The organism is Achromobacter sp. ACM01 (genome assembly GCF_014851745.1).
Lineage (GTDB): Bacteria > Pseudomonadota > Gammaproteobacteria > Burkholderiales > Burkholderiaceae_B > Achromobacter > Achromobacter aegrifaciens.
The window spans coordinates 254,313-268,098 of sequence record NZ_JACVAF010000006.1; the positions used below are offsets into that span (position 1 = coordinate 254,313).

10 protein-coding genes are annotated in these 13,786 nt (G+C 66.7%); 7 read left to right on the forward strand and 3 right to left on the reverse strand.

From position 1 onward, the window contains the following. Nucleotides 1-93: 93 nt before the first annotated feature. From IB268_RS26115 to IB268_RS26145, 7 genes are all read left to right on the forward strand, one after another. Nucleotides 94-1,230, forward strand: a complete 1,137-nt coding sequence (locus tag IB268_RS26115) for a polysaccharide biosynthesis/export family protein (protein ID WP_054453063.1) — start codon at nt 94-96, stop codon at nt 1,228-1,230. 62 nt (nt 1,231-1,292) lie between these two features. Next, the gene (locus IB268_RS26120; protein WP_054453060.1) at nt 1,293-3,554 is read left to right on the forward strand and encodes a GNVR domain-containing protein; all 2,262 of its coding nucleotides are present in this window, start codon (nt 1,293-1,295) and stop codon (nt 3,552-3,554) included. A gap of 20 nt (nt 3,555-3,574) precedes the next feature. After that, nucleotides 3,575-4,978, forward strand: a complete 1,404-nt coding sequence (locus tag IB268_RS26125) for a phosphomannomutase/phosphoglucomutase (protein WP_054453058.1) — start codon at nt 3,575-3,577, stop codon at nt 4,976-4,978. A gap of 13 nt (nt 4,979-4,991) precedes the next feature. Continuing rightward, entirely contained in the window at nt 4,992-6,659 is a 1,668-nt protein-coding gene (gene pgi, locus IB268_RS26130; RefSeq protein ID WP_192355013.1) for a glucose-6-phosphate isomerase, read from the forward strand. Nucleotides 6,660-6,667: 8 nt separating this feature from the next. After that, entirely contained in the window at nt 6,668-7,717 is a 1,050-nt protein-coding gene (gene galE, locus IB268_RS26135; protein WP_119450026.1) for a UDP-glucose 4-epimerase GalE, read from the forward strand. A gap of 174 nt (nt 7,718-7,891) precedes the next feature. Then, on the forward strand, nt 7,892-8,839 hold the full coding sequence (epsC, locus tag IB268_RS26140) for a serine O-acetyltransferase EpsC (RefSeq protein WP_054453050.1): 948 nt from the start codon (nt 7,892-7,894) through the stop codon (nt 8,837-8,839). Nucleotides 8,840-8,931: 92 nt separating this feature from the next. After that, on the forward strand, nt 8,932-9,750 hold the full coding sequence (locus tag IB268_RS26145; protein ID WP_192355014.1) for an NAD-dependent protein deacetylase: 819 nt from the start codon (nt 8,932-8,934) through the stop codon (nt 9,748-9,750). A gap of 161 nt (nt 9,751-9,911) precedes the next feature. Here the strand turns inward: IB268_RS26145 and IB268_RS26150 are convergent, their stop codons facing one another. The 3 genes from IB268_RS26150 to IB268_RS26160 form a co-directional block, all read right to left on the reverse strand. Continuing rightward, entirely contained in the window at nt 9,912-10,766 is an 855-nt protein-coding gene (locus IB268_RS26150) for an inositol monophosphatase family protein (protein ID WP_192355015.1), read from the reverse strand. Nucleotides 10,767-10,914: 148 nt separating this feature from the next. Then, on the reverse strand, nt 10,915-12,384 hold the full coding sequence (locus tag IB268_RS26155; RefSeq protein ID WP_054453045.1) for an NAD-dependent succinate-semialdehyde dehydrogenase: 1,470 nt from the start codon (nt 12,382-12,384) through the stop codon (nt 10,915-10,917). A gap of 123 nt (nt 12,385-12,507) precedes the next feature. Then, nucleotides 12,508-13,773 carry a 4-aminobutyrate--2-oxoglutarate transaminase gene (locus IB268_RS26160; RefSeq protein ID WP_054453043.1) on the reverse strand — a complete coding sequence of 422 codons (1,266 nt, stop codon included), beginning with the start codon at nt 13,771-13,773 and terminating at the stop codon, nt 12,508-12,510. Nucleotides 13,774-13,786 lie beyond the last annotated feature (13 nt).

Here is a 13,786-nt window from a genome sequence, read left to right on the forward strand (position 1 = left end):
ATGTGCGGGGCTAGGAAAAGAGAGTGGAATGTCGCAACCCGTTACGCATCGGGCTCACTCCAAGCAACGAAGTCATTCACAAGTGGATTTGCCATGACGACATTTTTCGGAACGTTGAGCCGAGGCATAGCAGCTATCGCGCTCGTGTCCTCGCTGGGCGCTTGCGCCTTGTCTCCCGGTATGACCTTTGACGCCAATCAACTTGCGGATCCGCTGGATCCGAACTCCAAGGCTGTAATCAAGGAAATCACGCCGTCGCTGGTGCTTGAAGACCAGCGCGCGCGCCAGGCATTGCTCGACAACGAAGGCGTCGACAAGCTCTATGGCAAGTCCGGGCCGTACCTGATCGGGCCCGGAGACATCCTCTCGATCGTAGTGTGGGATCACCCTGAACTCGTCCTTCCGACGCAAACCTACGCCATCGGGACTGGGGTAACGGAACTAGCCATTGGAGACACCGCCTCGGGCATTCCGGGCTATACGGTTTCATCCACTGGATATATCCAATTTCCCTATGCGGGATTGCTGAAAGTGGCCGGGTTGACGGAACTTCAGGCGCGCAATCTCATAGTGAATAGTTCGAGCAAGTACATCCAGGATCCGCAGATCACCGTACGCGTTCTGGGATATCGCAGCAAGCGTGTTTACGTCGATGGCGAAGTGAAGACGCCGGGCGCAATCGCGATCAACGATATCCCGATGACCCTGTTGGAAGCGATCAACAGGGCCGGAGGCATTCTGCCCACGGGCGATCGCAGCGCAGTCTACGTGATCCGTGACGGACGCCGTACTCGCGTGAACGTGCCTGCGCTGATCGAGCGTGGCCAAGACCTGAACCAGGTGCTGCTGAAGTCCGGCGACATCGTCAGGGTCACGCCGCGCGATGACAGCAAGGTGTTCGTGATGGGCGAGGTGACCTTGCCCACCGCGGCAGTGATGCGTGACGGACGCATGTCGTTGACCGAGGCGCTGGGCTTGGCCGGAGGACCGAACCAGCTGACCTCGAATCCGTCGCAAATATTCGTTGTGCGCAGCACTGAGCAAGCGACGCCGCTGGTGTTCCACCTGAACGCCGGATCGCCGCAGACTCTTGCGGTGGCGGAGAAGTTCGAGTTGCAACCCAAAGACGTGGTGTTCGTGGATACGGCGGCCCTGGTGCGGTGGAACCGCTTCATCAGCAATCTGTTCCCGAGCGCCCAGACCGTACAGACCGTGAAGTCCATAGATTAGTCCGCCTTAAACCACGCCTGGGGACGCCGCGACCGCGGCGGCGTCTTCTCTTGGAGAGCTGCATGTCGTTGCCCATCGAATCGTTCGAGCCGTCCGTGCCGGCTCGCCAGCAGGAAACTCCGTTGTCGTCCCATGTGGACGCCATCTTCTCCAACCGGTGGATGATCATCGCGATCACTCTGCTTGCATTACTGGGGGCGCTTACCTATGTGATGATCACGCCCAAGGTGTACTCGGCCGACATCATCGTGCAGGTGGAAGAGGAAATGCCGCAGGGGCAGAGCCGCAGCCTGCTCGGCGATGTGTCCTCCATGTTCGATACCAAGGCGGAGACCTCGGGCGAAATGGAAGTGCTGCGTTCGCGCATGGTGGTTGGACCCGCAGTCGACAAGTTCCTGCTGTACATCCAGGCCAAGCCGCGCTATTTCCCCGTGATCGGCGAATGGCTGGCGCAGCGCTACGAAAGCCTGCCGTATCCGTCGAGCCTGCCGCGCGGCGGTTATGCATGGGGCGGCGAAGCCATCGCGATCTCGCAGCTGGACGTGCCCAACGAATGGCTGGGCAAGCCCTTTCGCGTGACCACGCTGGGCGAAGGGCGCTACACGCTGAGCGACAAGTTCACGGGCGCGACCTTCAACGGCACCGTGGGCAAGCCCGAGCATTTCCGGCTGCCTGGCGGCGGCGCGATGGACGTGCATATCGACGCGCTGACGGGACGCCCCGGGACCGAGTTCACGGTGTCGCGCAGCTCGCGCCTGGCAGCCATCGAGGATGTGCAGGCGCGCCTGGGGATCTTCGAGCGCGGCCGCACGTCGGGGGTGATCGGCGTCACGCTGGAAGGCAATGATCCGGCGCTGACGACTGCCGTGCTCAACCAGATCGGCCAGGAGTACGTGCAGCAGAACGTGAACCGCAAGTCGGCGCAGGCCGAGAAGTCGCTGGTATTCCTTGAACAGCAGCTGCCGGTGCTCAAGGGCGAGCTGGACGCGGCCGAGACCAAGTACAACTCCCTGCGCAACAAGCGCGGCACCATCGACCTGAGCGAAGAAGCCAAGCTGATCCTTGCGCAATCGGTGGATGCGCAGACCAAGGTGATGGAACTGCGCTCCAAGCGCCAGGAGATGATCACCCGCTTCGCGCCAACCCACCCCAGCATCGTGGCGCTGGACCGCCAGATCGCCGGGCTGACCGGGGACGTCAACCGCATCGGCAACAACATCCGCCAGTTGCCTGACCTGGAGCAGGACGTGGTGCGCCTGGTGCGCGACGTGCGCGTCAACACCGAGCTCTACACGGCATTGCTCAACAACGCCCAGCAGCTGCGCCTGATCCGCGCCGGCAAGGTGGGCAACGTGCGCATCCTGGACTCGGCGGTGCAGCCGGACAAGCCGGTGCGTCCCAAGGCCGCCATCATCATCGGCGTGGCGACCGCCTTCGGCCTGATCTTCGGCATGCTGTGCGCGTTCGTGCGCAATGCGCTGTTCGGCGGACTGTCGGAACCCGACGACGTCGAACGCCATACCGGCCTGCCGGTGTTGGCCGCCATTCCCTATAGCGACATGCAGGACAAGCTGTGGCGGCGCAGCCGGCGCAAGAACGCCAGCGTGCCTGCGCTGCTGGCGCAGAGCCAGGGCAACGCGCCGCCCATCGAAAGCCTGAGGTCGTTCCGCAACGTGCTGCAGGCGTCGCTGCGCCAGTCGGCCAACAACATGGTCATGTTCACCGGCCCCGTGGCAGGCGTGGGGAAGTCCTTCCTGTCGGCCAACTTCGCCTTCATCCAGGGCGGCGTGGGCAAGCGCGTGCTGCTGATCGACGCTGACTTCCGCAAGGGCCAGCTCAACCGCTACTTTGGCGTGCCCAAGGAAGACGGCCTGTTCGAAGTGCTGTCGGGCACGATACCGCTGACCCAGGTCCGCAAGCACAGCGTGTCCGAGGGCGTGGACTTCATCGCCACCGGCGCGGTCACCTTCGACCCGTCCGAGTTGCTGGCCTCGCCGGTGTTCGGCGAAACCCTGCGCGAACTGGCCTCGCAGTACGACATGGTGATCCTGGACACGGCGCCCGTGCTGTCGTCTCCGGACGCGGCCGTGGTCGGCACGCATGCGGCGGCGGTGATGGTGGTGGTGCGTTCGGGCATGAACACCGTGGGCGAGATCCGCGAGACGGCCAAGCGCCTGATCCAGGCGGGCGCGCCGGTGGACGGCGTGCTCTTCAACGGCCTCAAGCTCCTGCCGGAACGCTTCGGCTTCCGGTCCAAGTACGGCAGTTACCGCTACTCCCGTGCGGCGTATTACGGCGATTTCAAACAGAACGGCCCTAAATAACGCCACCCGGAGAAACTGGCATGCACGGAACTTTTGGCTGGGACACGCCGCAAATTCTGGATGCGGTTTTCAAGGCTTATGACATACGCGGCACGGTGCCGGAAGAAATCGATGCGAGGTTCGCGCACAGCCTGGGGATGGCGGCGGGAACCCAGGCCCGCGAACAGGGGGCGCGGTCCATCGTGGTGGGGAGGGACGGCAGGCTGAGCAGCGTCGAGCTGGCGGCCGCCTTGCAGGCGGGCCTGCGCTCGGCGGGCATGCACGTCATCGACATCGGTATGGCGACCACGCCGATGGTGTACTTCGCGACGCGCCTGATGGACACGGGCGCGGGCATCGCGGTCACGGGCAGCCACAACCCGCCCGCGCACAACGGCTTCAAGATCGTGCTGGACGGCGCCTCGCTATATGGCGAAGGCATCACCGCGCTGCGCGATGCGATGCGCCTGCCCATCGAATCGGCCAGCGCCTCGGGCGGACGCACGCAGATGCAGATCATGCCGTGCTACACGGCGCGCCTGATGGGCGATATCCGCATGGCGCGTCCGATGAAGATCGCCATCGATTGCGGCAACGGCGTGGCGGGCGCCGCGGCGCCGGCGCTGTTCCGCGCCCTGGGCTGCGAAGTGGTCGAGTTGTTCTGCGAGGTCGACGGCTCGTTCCCGGGCCATCACCCGGATCCGGCCGATCCGCAGAACCTGCAGGACCTGATCTATTGCCTGCGCTATTCCGACTGCGAGGTCGGCCTGGCGTTCGACGGCGACGGCGACCGGCTCGGCGTGGTGACCAAGACGGGGCAGATCATCTGGCCCGATCGCCAGCTGATCCTGTTCGCGCGCGACGTGCTGTCGCGCAATCCGGGCGCCGAGATCCTCTATGACGTCAAGTGCAGCCGCCACGTGGCGCGCGCCATCACCGAGGCGGGCGGCAAGGCCACCATGTGGAAGACGGGGCACTCGCTGATCAAGGCCAAGATGCGCGAGACCGGCGCGCTGCTGGCCGGCGAGATGAGCGGCCACATCTTTTTCAAGGAGCGCTGGTACGGCTTTGACGACGGCATCTACGCCGCCGCCCGGCTGCTGGAGATCCTGTCCGGCGCGCCGGATCCCTCGGCCCTGCTGGAAAGCCTGCCGCAGTCCTGCGCTACGCCCGAAATCAAGCTGGAAACCGCCGAAGGCGAGCAGTTCGACCTGGTGGAAGCGCTGCGTGCGCAGGGACAGTTTCCCGGCGCGCAGTCCATCAACGACCTGGACGGCATCAGGGTGGATTACGCCGACGGCTTCGGCCTGGCGCGTCCGTCCAACACCACGCCGACGGTGGTATTGCGTTTTGAAGGGGACACCGTGGCCGCATTGGCCCGTATCGAGGAGGATTTCCGCAACGCGTTCCGACGCATTGCCCCTCATGTTCGTTTACCGTTTTAAGGAGCATCACGCGATGGGAAAGGCCAAGTATGCGATTGAGGCGCTAAGGGCGAATTCGGGCCTGGCGGACAGCCCGGAGTGGCAGGCGTTCGCGCAGGCCGCGCACGGCGCGGAATTGGACGGCGCGGCGCTGAAGGTCATCGAGGCGGCGGGTCTTTGCGTGGACCTGAGCATGCAACGGCAGTCGCCGGCGCTGGAAGCGGCGGCCATGTCGCTGCTGCAGGCGCGCGGCGTGGCGGATGCGCGCCAGGCATTGTTCGCGGGCGAGCCGGTCAACTGGACCGAAGGCAAACCGGCATGGCATACGGCGCTGCGCGCCGGGCGCACGCGGGAACAGCCTGACGGCCAGGACGCTGACTCCGTCTGCGAGCATTCGCGCATGACGGACTTCGTGCGGCGGGTGGACCAGATGGCCGATTTCAACACGGTGCTGCATATCGGCATCGGCGGCAGCGATTGGGGGCCGCGCCTGGCGGTCCAGGCGTTTGGCGGGGCGCAGCAGCGCCGTCAGATCCGCTTCGTGTCCAACATCGACGGACACGCGTTCCATGATGCGGTGGCCGGGCTGGACCCGCGCCGCTGCCTGGTGGTGGTGTCTTCCAAGTCCTTCACCACCGCCGAGACGCTGCACAACGCGCGCGCGGCCATCGCCTGGCTCAAGCAGGGCGGCGTGGCCGACGTGTCGGAACATCTGGCCGCGGTCACCGCCAACGTGTCGGCGGCACGCGCGCTGGGCGTGCCGTCCAGCCAGATCTTCAAGATGTGCGACTGGGTGGGCGGGCGCTATTCGGTCTGGTCGGTCGCCGGCCTGTCGATCGCGCTGACGGTCGGCGCCGACGTGCTGATCGGCATGCGGGCGGGCGCCGAGGCCATGGACCAGCATTTCCAGCAAGCGCCGTTCGCCTCGAATGCGCCGATCCAGCTGGCGCTGGCGGGCCTGGTCAACTGCAGCGTGCTGGGCCACAACTCGCTGAACATCGCGGCCTACAGCGCGCGGCTGCTGCACCTGGTCACCTATTTGCAGCAGCTGGAAATGGAATCGCTGGGCAAACGGGTCGCGGGCGACGGCGCGGCGGTCGGCGTGCCGACGGCTCCCATCATCTGGGGCATGCCGGGCACCGATGGCCAGCACACCTTCTTCCAGTGGCTGCATCAAAGCGAAGAGGGCGCGCCGGTGGACTTCATCGCCAGTCTGCAAGGCCATGCGGATAGTCCCGATGCGCACCGCATGCTGCTGGCCAACTGCCTGGCGCAGCGCCAGGCGTTGCTGCGCGGCAAATGCCTGGAGCAGGCGCTGATGGACGTGGCGCACATCGACGACCAGGAGCGTGCGCTGAGCCTGGCGCAGCACATGGTCCATCCGGGCGGGCGCCCTTCGACCCTGATCGTGTTGCGCCAGCTGGATCCGCGCGGCCTGGGCGCGCTGCTGGCGTTGTACGAGCACAAGGTGTTCGTGCAGAGCGTGGTCTGGGGCATCAATCCCTTCGACCAGTGGGGCGTGGAACTGGGCAAACGCCTGGCCACCGGCATCGAGCGCGAGCTGGCGGTGCCGGTGTCGGCCGGCGTGGTGGACTGGGGCCACGACGCGTCCACCTCGTACTGGATCGACCGCTACCGCAGCCATGCACAGGCGCCGCGGCCGCGCCATGCCTGGGTGCCGGGCGTGGCGGCGCATCTGTGAGGGAGACCATGCCGGATCTGCATGTGTTGGTGACGGGCGGCGCCGGCTACATCGGCACGCACACGCTGGTCGCGATGTTGGCGGCGGGCCAGCGGCCGCTGGTGCTGGATAACTTCAGCAACGGCAGCCGCGAGGCCGTGCGCCGCGTCGAGCGCCTCTGCGGCGTGGAGATTCCTCTGGTGGAAGGGGACATCCGCAGCCCTGGACTGGTCGAATCGGTGCTGGCCGAGACGGCAGCGCGCGGCGCGCCGGTGCAGGCGGTGCTGCATCTGGCCGGCAGCAAAGCGGTGGGCGAGTCGGTTGCCGATCCGCTCAAGTACTACGACAACAACGTCGGCGGCTCGGTGACGCTACTGCGCGCCATGCGCGAGGCGGGCGTGACGCGCATGGTGTTCAGTTCTTCGGCCACAGTCTACGGCGAGCCCCGCTACCTGCCGCTGACCGAGGCGCATCCGCTGGCGCCAACCAACCCCTACGGCCGCACCAAGCTGATGGTGGAGGAAGCGCTGCGCGATGTCTGCACGGCCGATCCCGCGTTCAGCGCGGTGACGTTGCGCTACTTCAATCCCATCGGCGCGCATCCGAGCGGCCAGATCGGGGAAAGTCCGCGCGACATTCCGAACAACCTGTTCCCGTACATCACCCAGGTGGCGGTAGGTCGCCAGCCTTTCCTGCGGGTGTTCGGCGACGACTACGAGACGGCCGACGGCACCGGCGTGCGCGACTATCTGCACGTAATGGACCTGGCGCAGGGGCATGTGCAGGCGCTGGCCTATTCGGAGCGCCACCCCGGATTCGTGGCGGTCAACCTGGGTACCGGGCAGGGCACCAGCGTGCTGGAGCTGGTGCATGCGTTCGAACGGGTCAACGGCTGCCGCATTCCCGTGCAGGCGCAGGCCAGGCGTCCCGGCGACGTCGAAAAGATGTGGACCGATCCCACGCTGGCGGCTTCCTTGTTCGGCTGGCATAGCACGCATGACGTGGATGCGATGTGCGCGGACGGCTGGCGCTGGCAGCAGGGCAACCCTCAGGGCTACGACCTCGGCACAGGGACATAACCCCTGCGCCGTATCGGATGGATTCCTCGAAACCGGCGCGAGCGGTTACAGTTGACGGAAATATTGCGAAGCAGCATTGCCCGGCGGCCTGGCCGCCGCGGCCGTGCACCGTCAACGAGGCGCACCCATGTTTGAATTCAATCCCTCTACCGGCCTCCTGCAGGAGCTGCAGTCATGAGCGGGCCGACCTACAGCGCGCCGGCCCACTGGAACCTGGACAGCATCGTGTCCGGCCTGCGCGAAGCGCGCGTGGCCTGGCGCGGTCCCCGCGGCCGCCTGCGCGAAGACGCCGGCCTGCGCGAATTCCCGTCGCAGGAAAGCCTGCGCCAGATCGTCAAGGATCTCTGTGGCGCGCTGTTCCCGATGCGCCTGGGTCCCATCGACCTGCGCGAAGAGGTCGAGGACTTCTACGTCGGCCATACCATCGGCGCGGCGCTGGACGCGCTGCTGCACCAGGTCTGCCTTGAATTGCAGTACGTGGGCCGGCCCGAACAGACCGAGCCCGCGGATGCGCGCCAGCGCGCCATCGAGATCGTGCGCCAGTTCGGCGCGGAGCTGCCGCGCGTGCGCGCCGCGCTGGACCTGGACGTGACCGCCGCCTATCAGGGCGACCCGGCCGCGCACAATGTGGACGAGGTCCTGCTGTGCTATCCGGGCGTGGCGGCGATGATCCACCACCGTCTGGCCAATGTGCTGTACCGCCTGGGCGCGCCGATGCTGGCGCGCATCGTGGCGGAAATCGCGCATGCGGATACGGGCATAGACATCCACCCGGGCGCGACCATTGGCCGCAGCTTCTTCATCGACCACGGCACCGGCGTCGTGATCGGCGAGACCGCCATCATCGGCGACCGCGTGCGCCTCTATCAGATGGTCACGCTGGGCGCCAAGCGCTTCCCGCCGGGTGAAAACGGCGAACTCAAGAAGGGCCTGGCGCGTCACCCCTTGATCGAGGACGACGTGGTGATCTACGCTGGCGCGACGATTCTCGGCCGCGTCACCATCGGCAAGGGTTCGACCATCGGCGGCAACGTCTGGCTGACCCGCAGCGTGCCGCCGGGCAGCAACGTGACCCAGGCCAGCCTGGTCAGCGACATGCCCGACTGCGGCCTGGGCGGCTGAGCAGCTTGAGGCCGCAGCCTTTCGCGCAGCGGCCGCCTTTTCGCGCGGGCGCCGATGGGCGCCCGCGTAACGGCCGGCCCTGAGGAGCCTGGATGGACACACGAGTCTCTGATCTGGCCGCGCTGCGCGGCTTTGTCGACCGCCACCCGCGGCTGTTCGTGCTGACGGGGGCGGGCGTCAGCACCGATTCCGGCATCCCCGACTACCGCGACACCGAAGGCGAATGGAAGCGCAAGCCGCCCATGACGCTGCAGACCTTCATGGGCGGCGAACTGGCGCGGGCGCGCTATTGGGCGCGCAGCATGGTGGGCTGGCGCCGTTTCGGCCACGTGCAGCCCAATGCCTCGCACCGGGCGCTGGCGCGGCTGGAATCGCGCGGCCGCGTCTCGGTGCTGGTGACGCAGAACGTCGACGGCCTGCACGAGGCCGCCGGCAGCCGCGACGTCGTCGACCTGCACGGCCGGCTGGACGAGGTGCGTTGCATGGCCTGCGACTGGCGCGGCGGCCGCCAGGCATGGCAAGAGGCGTTGCAGGACGGCAACCCGGAATGGACGCTGCTGGATGCCACGGATGCGCCTGACGGCGACGCCGACCTGGAAGGCGAGGACTTTGCGCAATTTCAGGTGCCGCGCTGTCCGCGCTGCCGCGGCATCGTCAAGCCGGACGTGGTCTTTTTTGGTGAAACCGTGCCGCGCGAACGCGTGGACCGCGCCAACGCCGGCCTCATGAACGCCGACGCGGTGCTGGTGGTGGGGTCATCGTTGATGGTGTATTCCGGCTACCGCTTCGTCAGCGCCGCGTCGCGCAACGGCATGCCGGTAGCTGCCATCAACCTGGGGCGCACCCGCGCCGACAGCATGCTGACGCTGAAAGTGGAACTGCCTTGCGCCGTGGCGCTGGACGCGCTGTAACACACCCCGGGGCCGGCCGGTTTTTGACCGGTCTAAGCAAGTACTTGCCCTGCAAAGGTTTTTTTCGGCTGTTACAGACCTTTCCATAGGGTTGTCCACAGGAACTGGGGATAACTCCTAGGGATAACCCCGAGTTTTCGACCTTTTTAGAGCAGCGTTTGTCAAGTCTCGGGGGCGTCCGCCATGTCCTCCATTAGCGCCTTGCGGGCCGCGTGCCAACTGCCGGCGTCCGGCGCATACAGCAGGCCGCCGGTGCGATGCGTGGGCTTGTAGGGAGAACCGTCGAAGTGGGCCGCGTAGCCGCCGGCTTCGCGGTGCAGCAGCCAGCCGGCTGCGTGGTCCCAGGCCGTCAATTGGTTGTAGAACGCGATGTGGCAGTGCCCGGCGGCCAGCATGCGGTACTCATGCGCGGCGCAACGCAGCGAGGCGGTGCTGCCCAGGCGCGACAGGTTGCTGTTGACGGTGGTACGCATCGGCTCGGGCAGGGCGCCGGTCGAGATCAGGCCGTCCATGTCTTCGGGCGGCGCGGGGCTGGCCACCGCGAGCTGGGCCTGCTTGCCGTTTTCATATTCCATCCAGGCGCCTTCGCCGCGCACGGCGAGCGCGCTGTCGCGGCTGACCGGGTCGTAGATGACGCCCGCGATCACGTCGCCGCGATGGCAGGCGGCGATCATCATGCCGAAGAGAGGCAGGCCCGCGACGTAGTTGCGGGTGCCGTCGATGGGGTCGATCAGGAAGGCCAGGTCGGCGTCGACCAGCATGTTCAGCAGCGCGGGATTGCGGGCCGAGGCCTCTTCGCCGATCAGCACGGCGCCCGGATGCAGCTTGGCCAGGCGCGCGGCGATCAGGCGTTCGGCGGCTTCGTCCGCGTCGGTCACGAGGTCGCGGGCGGAGCTTTTGCCGCGCACAGCGCCTTCCGGCAGATTGCGAAAGCGCGGCATGACTTCCGTCTGCGCGGTTTCGGCCAGGATGGCGGCAAGCCGGCGAGTGTCCTCGCGGGTGAAGGTTCTGCTCATACGGACTCGTTCGGTCAGGGAACGCGCAAATCTACCATGCCGGACGCGGGGCGGGATGCCACATATCGGACTCCCGGAAACCCGCGCGCCAAATGCGCGCGGCCCCCGCCGGCAGAAGCCTGCGGGGGCCGCGGCGCGCAAGGGGCCGTCAGGCGCCCAGGTCCACGCAGAGGTACTTGATCTCCAGGTACTCTTCGATGCCGTACTTCGAGCCTTCGCGGCCCAGGCCGGATTGCTTGACGCCGCCGAACGGGCCGACTTCATTGGAGATGATGCCGGTGTTGATGCCGACGATGCCGTACTCCAGCGCTTCGGACACGCGCCAGATGCGGGCGTAGTCGCGGGTGAAGAAGTAGGCGGCCAGGCCGAAGATGGTGTCGTTGGCCATGCCGATGACTTCCGCTTCGGTTTCGAAGCGGAACAGCGGGGCCACCGGGCCGAAGGTTTCCTCGGTCGCGAAGCGCATCGACTGGGTCACGTCGCGCACCACGGTCGGTTCGAAGAAGGTGCCGCCCAGCGCGTGGGGCTTGCCGCCGGCGATGACCTTGGCGCCGTGCGCGGTCGCGTCTGCGATGTGCTCCTGCACCTTTTCCACGGCGCTGCTGTCGATCAGCGGACCCTGGGTCACGCCGTCGGCGAAGCCGTCGCCGACCTTCATGGCTTCGACCTTGGCGACCAGGCGCTTGGCGATTTCTTCGTACACGCCGGCCTGCACGTAGATGCGGTTGGCGCAGACGCAGGTCTGGCCGGCATTGCGGTACTTGGAAGCCAGGATGCCGTCGACCGCGCGGTCCAGGTCGGCGTCGTCGAACACGATGAAGGGCGCGTTGCCGCCCAGCTCCAGCGACAGCTTCTTGATGGTGGGCGCGCACTGCTCCATCAGCGTGCGGCCGACTTCGGTGGAGCCGGTGAAGCTCAGCTTGCGCACCACGTCGCTTTCGCACAGGGCCGCGCCGATTTCGCGCGAGCTGCCGGTGATGACATGGAACACGCCAGCGGGCACGCCGGCTTCTTCAGCCAGCACGGCCAGCGCCAGCGCGGTCAGCGGGGTCTGTTGCGCGGGCTTGACCACCATGGTGCAGCCGGCGGCCAGGGCCGGGCCGACCTTGCGGGTGATCATGGCGGCCGGGAAGTTCCACGGCGTGATGGCGGCGGTGACGCCGATGGGCTGCTTGAGCGCCATCAGGCGTTGGCCGGCCTTGGGGCTTTGCAGGATGTCGCCGTCGATGCGCTTGGCTTCTTCGCCGAACCACTCCAGGAACGAGGCGGCATAGGCGATTTCGCCGGCGGCTTCGGTCACGGGCTTGCCCTGTTCGGATGTCATGATGGCGGCCAGGTCCTGCTGGTTCTGCATCATGAGCTGGGCCCACTTCAGCAGGATCGCGGCGCGTTCCTTGCCGGTCTTGGCGCTCCAGGCGGGCAGGGCGGCCTCGGCGCTGGCGATGGCTTGTTCGGCTTCCTTGCGGCCCAGCTTGGGCACGGACACGATAGTCTTGCCGGTGGAGGGATTGTCCACGGGGATGGACGGGCCGTTGCCGGCGGCTACCCACTTGCCGTCGATGTAGCAGGCGTCGCGCAGCAGATCGGGGCGCGCCAGGGGATGGGTCAGTGCGGTCATTGTTGGAGTCTCCTTGAAGGGAAGCGGTGGGCCAGGAAACGCTTGCGGGCGTGGCGGCAGATCCGCTACGCCCGCAAAACTTGTGCCTGCCCGCCGGAATACCGGTAGTTCAGGTCCTGTGCGTCAGGCGGCGAGCGCCTCGGACAGGATGGCCAGCGCGCGATCGAACTGGGCGTCGGGGATGGTCAAGGGGTACAGGAAGCGCAGGACGTTGCCGTACACACCGCAGCTTAGCAAAATCAGGCCCTTTTCGATGGCGCGGGCTTGCACACGCTTGACCGCTTCCGCGTCCGGCTTGCCGGTGGCGGGATCGTTCAGTTCCAGGGCGACCATGGAGCCCAGGCCGCGCACGTCGGCGATGCCCGGCACCTTGGCGCGCAGGCCTTCCAGGTGCGCGCGCAGCTTGTCGCCCAGGGTGACGGCGCGTTCGCACAGCTTTTCCTCGGCGATCACGTCCAGCACGGCATGCGCCGCGGCGACCGCCAGCGGGTTGCCGGCGTAGGTGCCGCCCAGGCCGCCGGCCGCAGGCGCGTCCATGACGTCGGCGCGGCCGACCACGCCCGAGATCGGGAAGCCGCCGCCCAGGCTCTTGGCCATGGTGATCAGGTCGGCCTGGACCGAGTGGTGTTCCATGGCGAACAGCTTGCCGGTGCGGCCGAAGCCGGTCTGGACTTCGTCGGCGATCAGCAGGATGCCGTGTTCGTCGCAGATCTTGCGCAGCGCCGTCATCAGTTCCGGCGGGGTGATGTTGAAGCCGCCTTCGCCCTGGACAGGTTCCAGAATGATGGCCGCGACGCGCTTGGGATCGATGTCGCACTTGAACAGCAGGTCCAGCCCCTTGAGCGAGTCCGCCACGGTGATGGACTGGGTGGCGTTGGGGAAGGGCACGTGATAGATGTCGCCCGGCATCGGACCGAACGACAGCTTGTACGGGGCGACCTTGCCGGTCAGCGCCATGCCCAGCATGGTGCGGCCGTGGAACGAACCCGAGAAGGCGATGACGCCCGAGCGGCCGGTGGCCGAGCGCGCGATCTTGATGGCGTTTTCGACGGCTTCGACGCCGGTGGTGAAGAAGGCGCTCTTCTTCAGGCCGTCGATGGGGGCGAGGCGGTTGATGCGCTCGGCCAGCGAGACATAGCCTTCGTACGGCACGATCTGGTAGGCCGTGTGCGTGAAGTTGTCCAGCTGCGCGGAGACCGCGGCCTTGATCTTCGGGTGCAGGTGGCCCGTGTTCAGGACGGCGATGCCGCCTGCGAAATCGATATATTCCTTGCCATTGGCGTCCCACAGGGTGGCGTTTTCGGCGCGCACCGCGTAGAAGTCGCACATGACGCCGACGCCGCGGGGCGTGGCCAGGGAACGGCGGGTATTCAGGTCCTGATTCTTCATCTCAGCCTCTGCG

Bases quoted from the DNA above. Each gene is read 5' to 3' on its own strand.
- epsC (WP_054453050.1), top strand. From the start codon at position 7,892: ATGAGCGGGCCGACCTACAGCGCGCCGGCCCACTGGAACCTGGACAGC.
- IB268_RS26120 (WP_054453060.1), top strand. From the start codon at position 1,293: ATGTCGTTGCCCATCGAATCGTTCGAGCCGTCCGTGCCGGCTCGCCAG.
- galE (WP_119450026.1), top strand. From the start codon at position 6,668: ATGCCGGATCTGCATGTGTTGGTGACGGGCGGCGCCGGCTACATCGGC.
- IB268_RS26155 (WP_054453045.1), bottom strand. From the start codon at position 12,384: ATGACCGCACTGACCCATCCCCTGGCGCGCCCCGATCTGCTGCGCGAC.
- IB268_RS26145 (WP_192355014.1), top strand. From the start codon at position 8,932: ATGGACACACGAGTCTCTGATCTGGCCGCGCTGCGCGGCTTTGTCGAC.
- pgi (WP_192355013.1), top strand. From the start codon at position 4,992: ATGGGAAAGGCCAAGTATGCGATTGAGGCGCTAAGGGCGAATTCGGGC.
- IB268_RS26115 (WP_054453063.1), top strand. From the start codon at position 94: ATGACGACATTTTTCGGAACGTTGAGCCGAGGCATAGCAGCTATCGCG.
- IB268_RS26125 (WP_054453058.1), top strand. From the start codon at position 3,575: ATGCACGGAACTTTTGGCTGGGACACGCCGCAAATTCTGGATGCGGTT.
- IB268_RS26150 (WP_192355015.1), bottom strand. From the start codon at position 10,766: ATGAGCAGAACCTTCACCCGCGAGGACACTCGCCGGCTTGCCGCCATC.
- IB268_RS26160 (WP_054453043.1), bottom strand. From the start codon at position 13,773: ATGAAGAATCAGGACCTGAATACCCGCCGTTCCCTGGCCACGCCCCGC.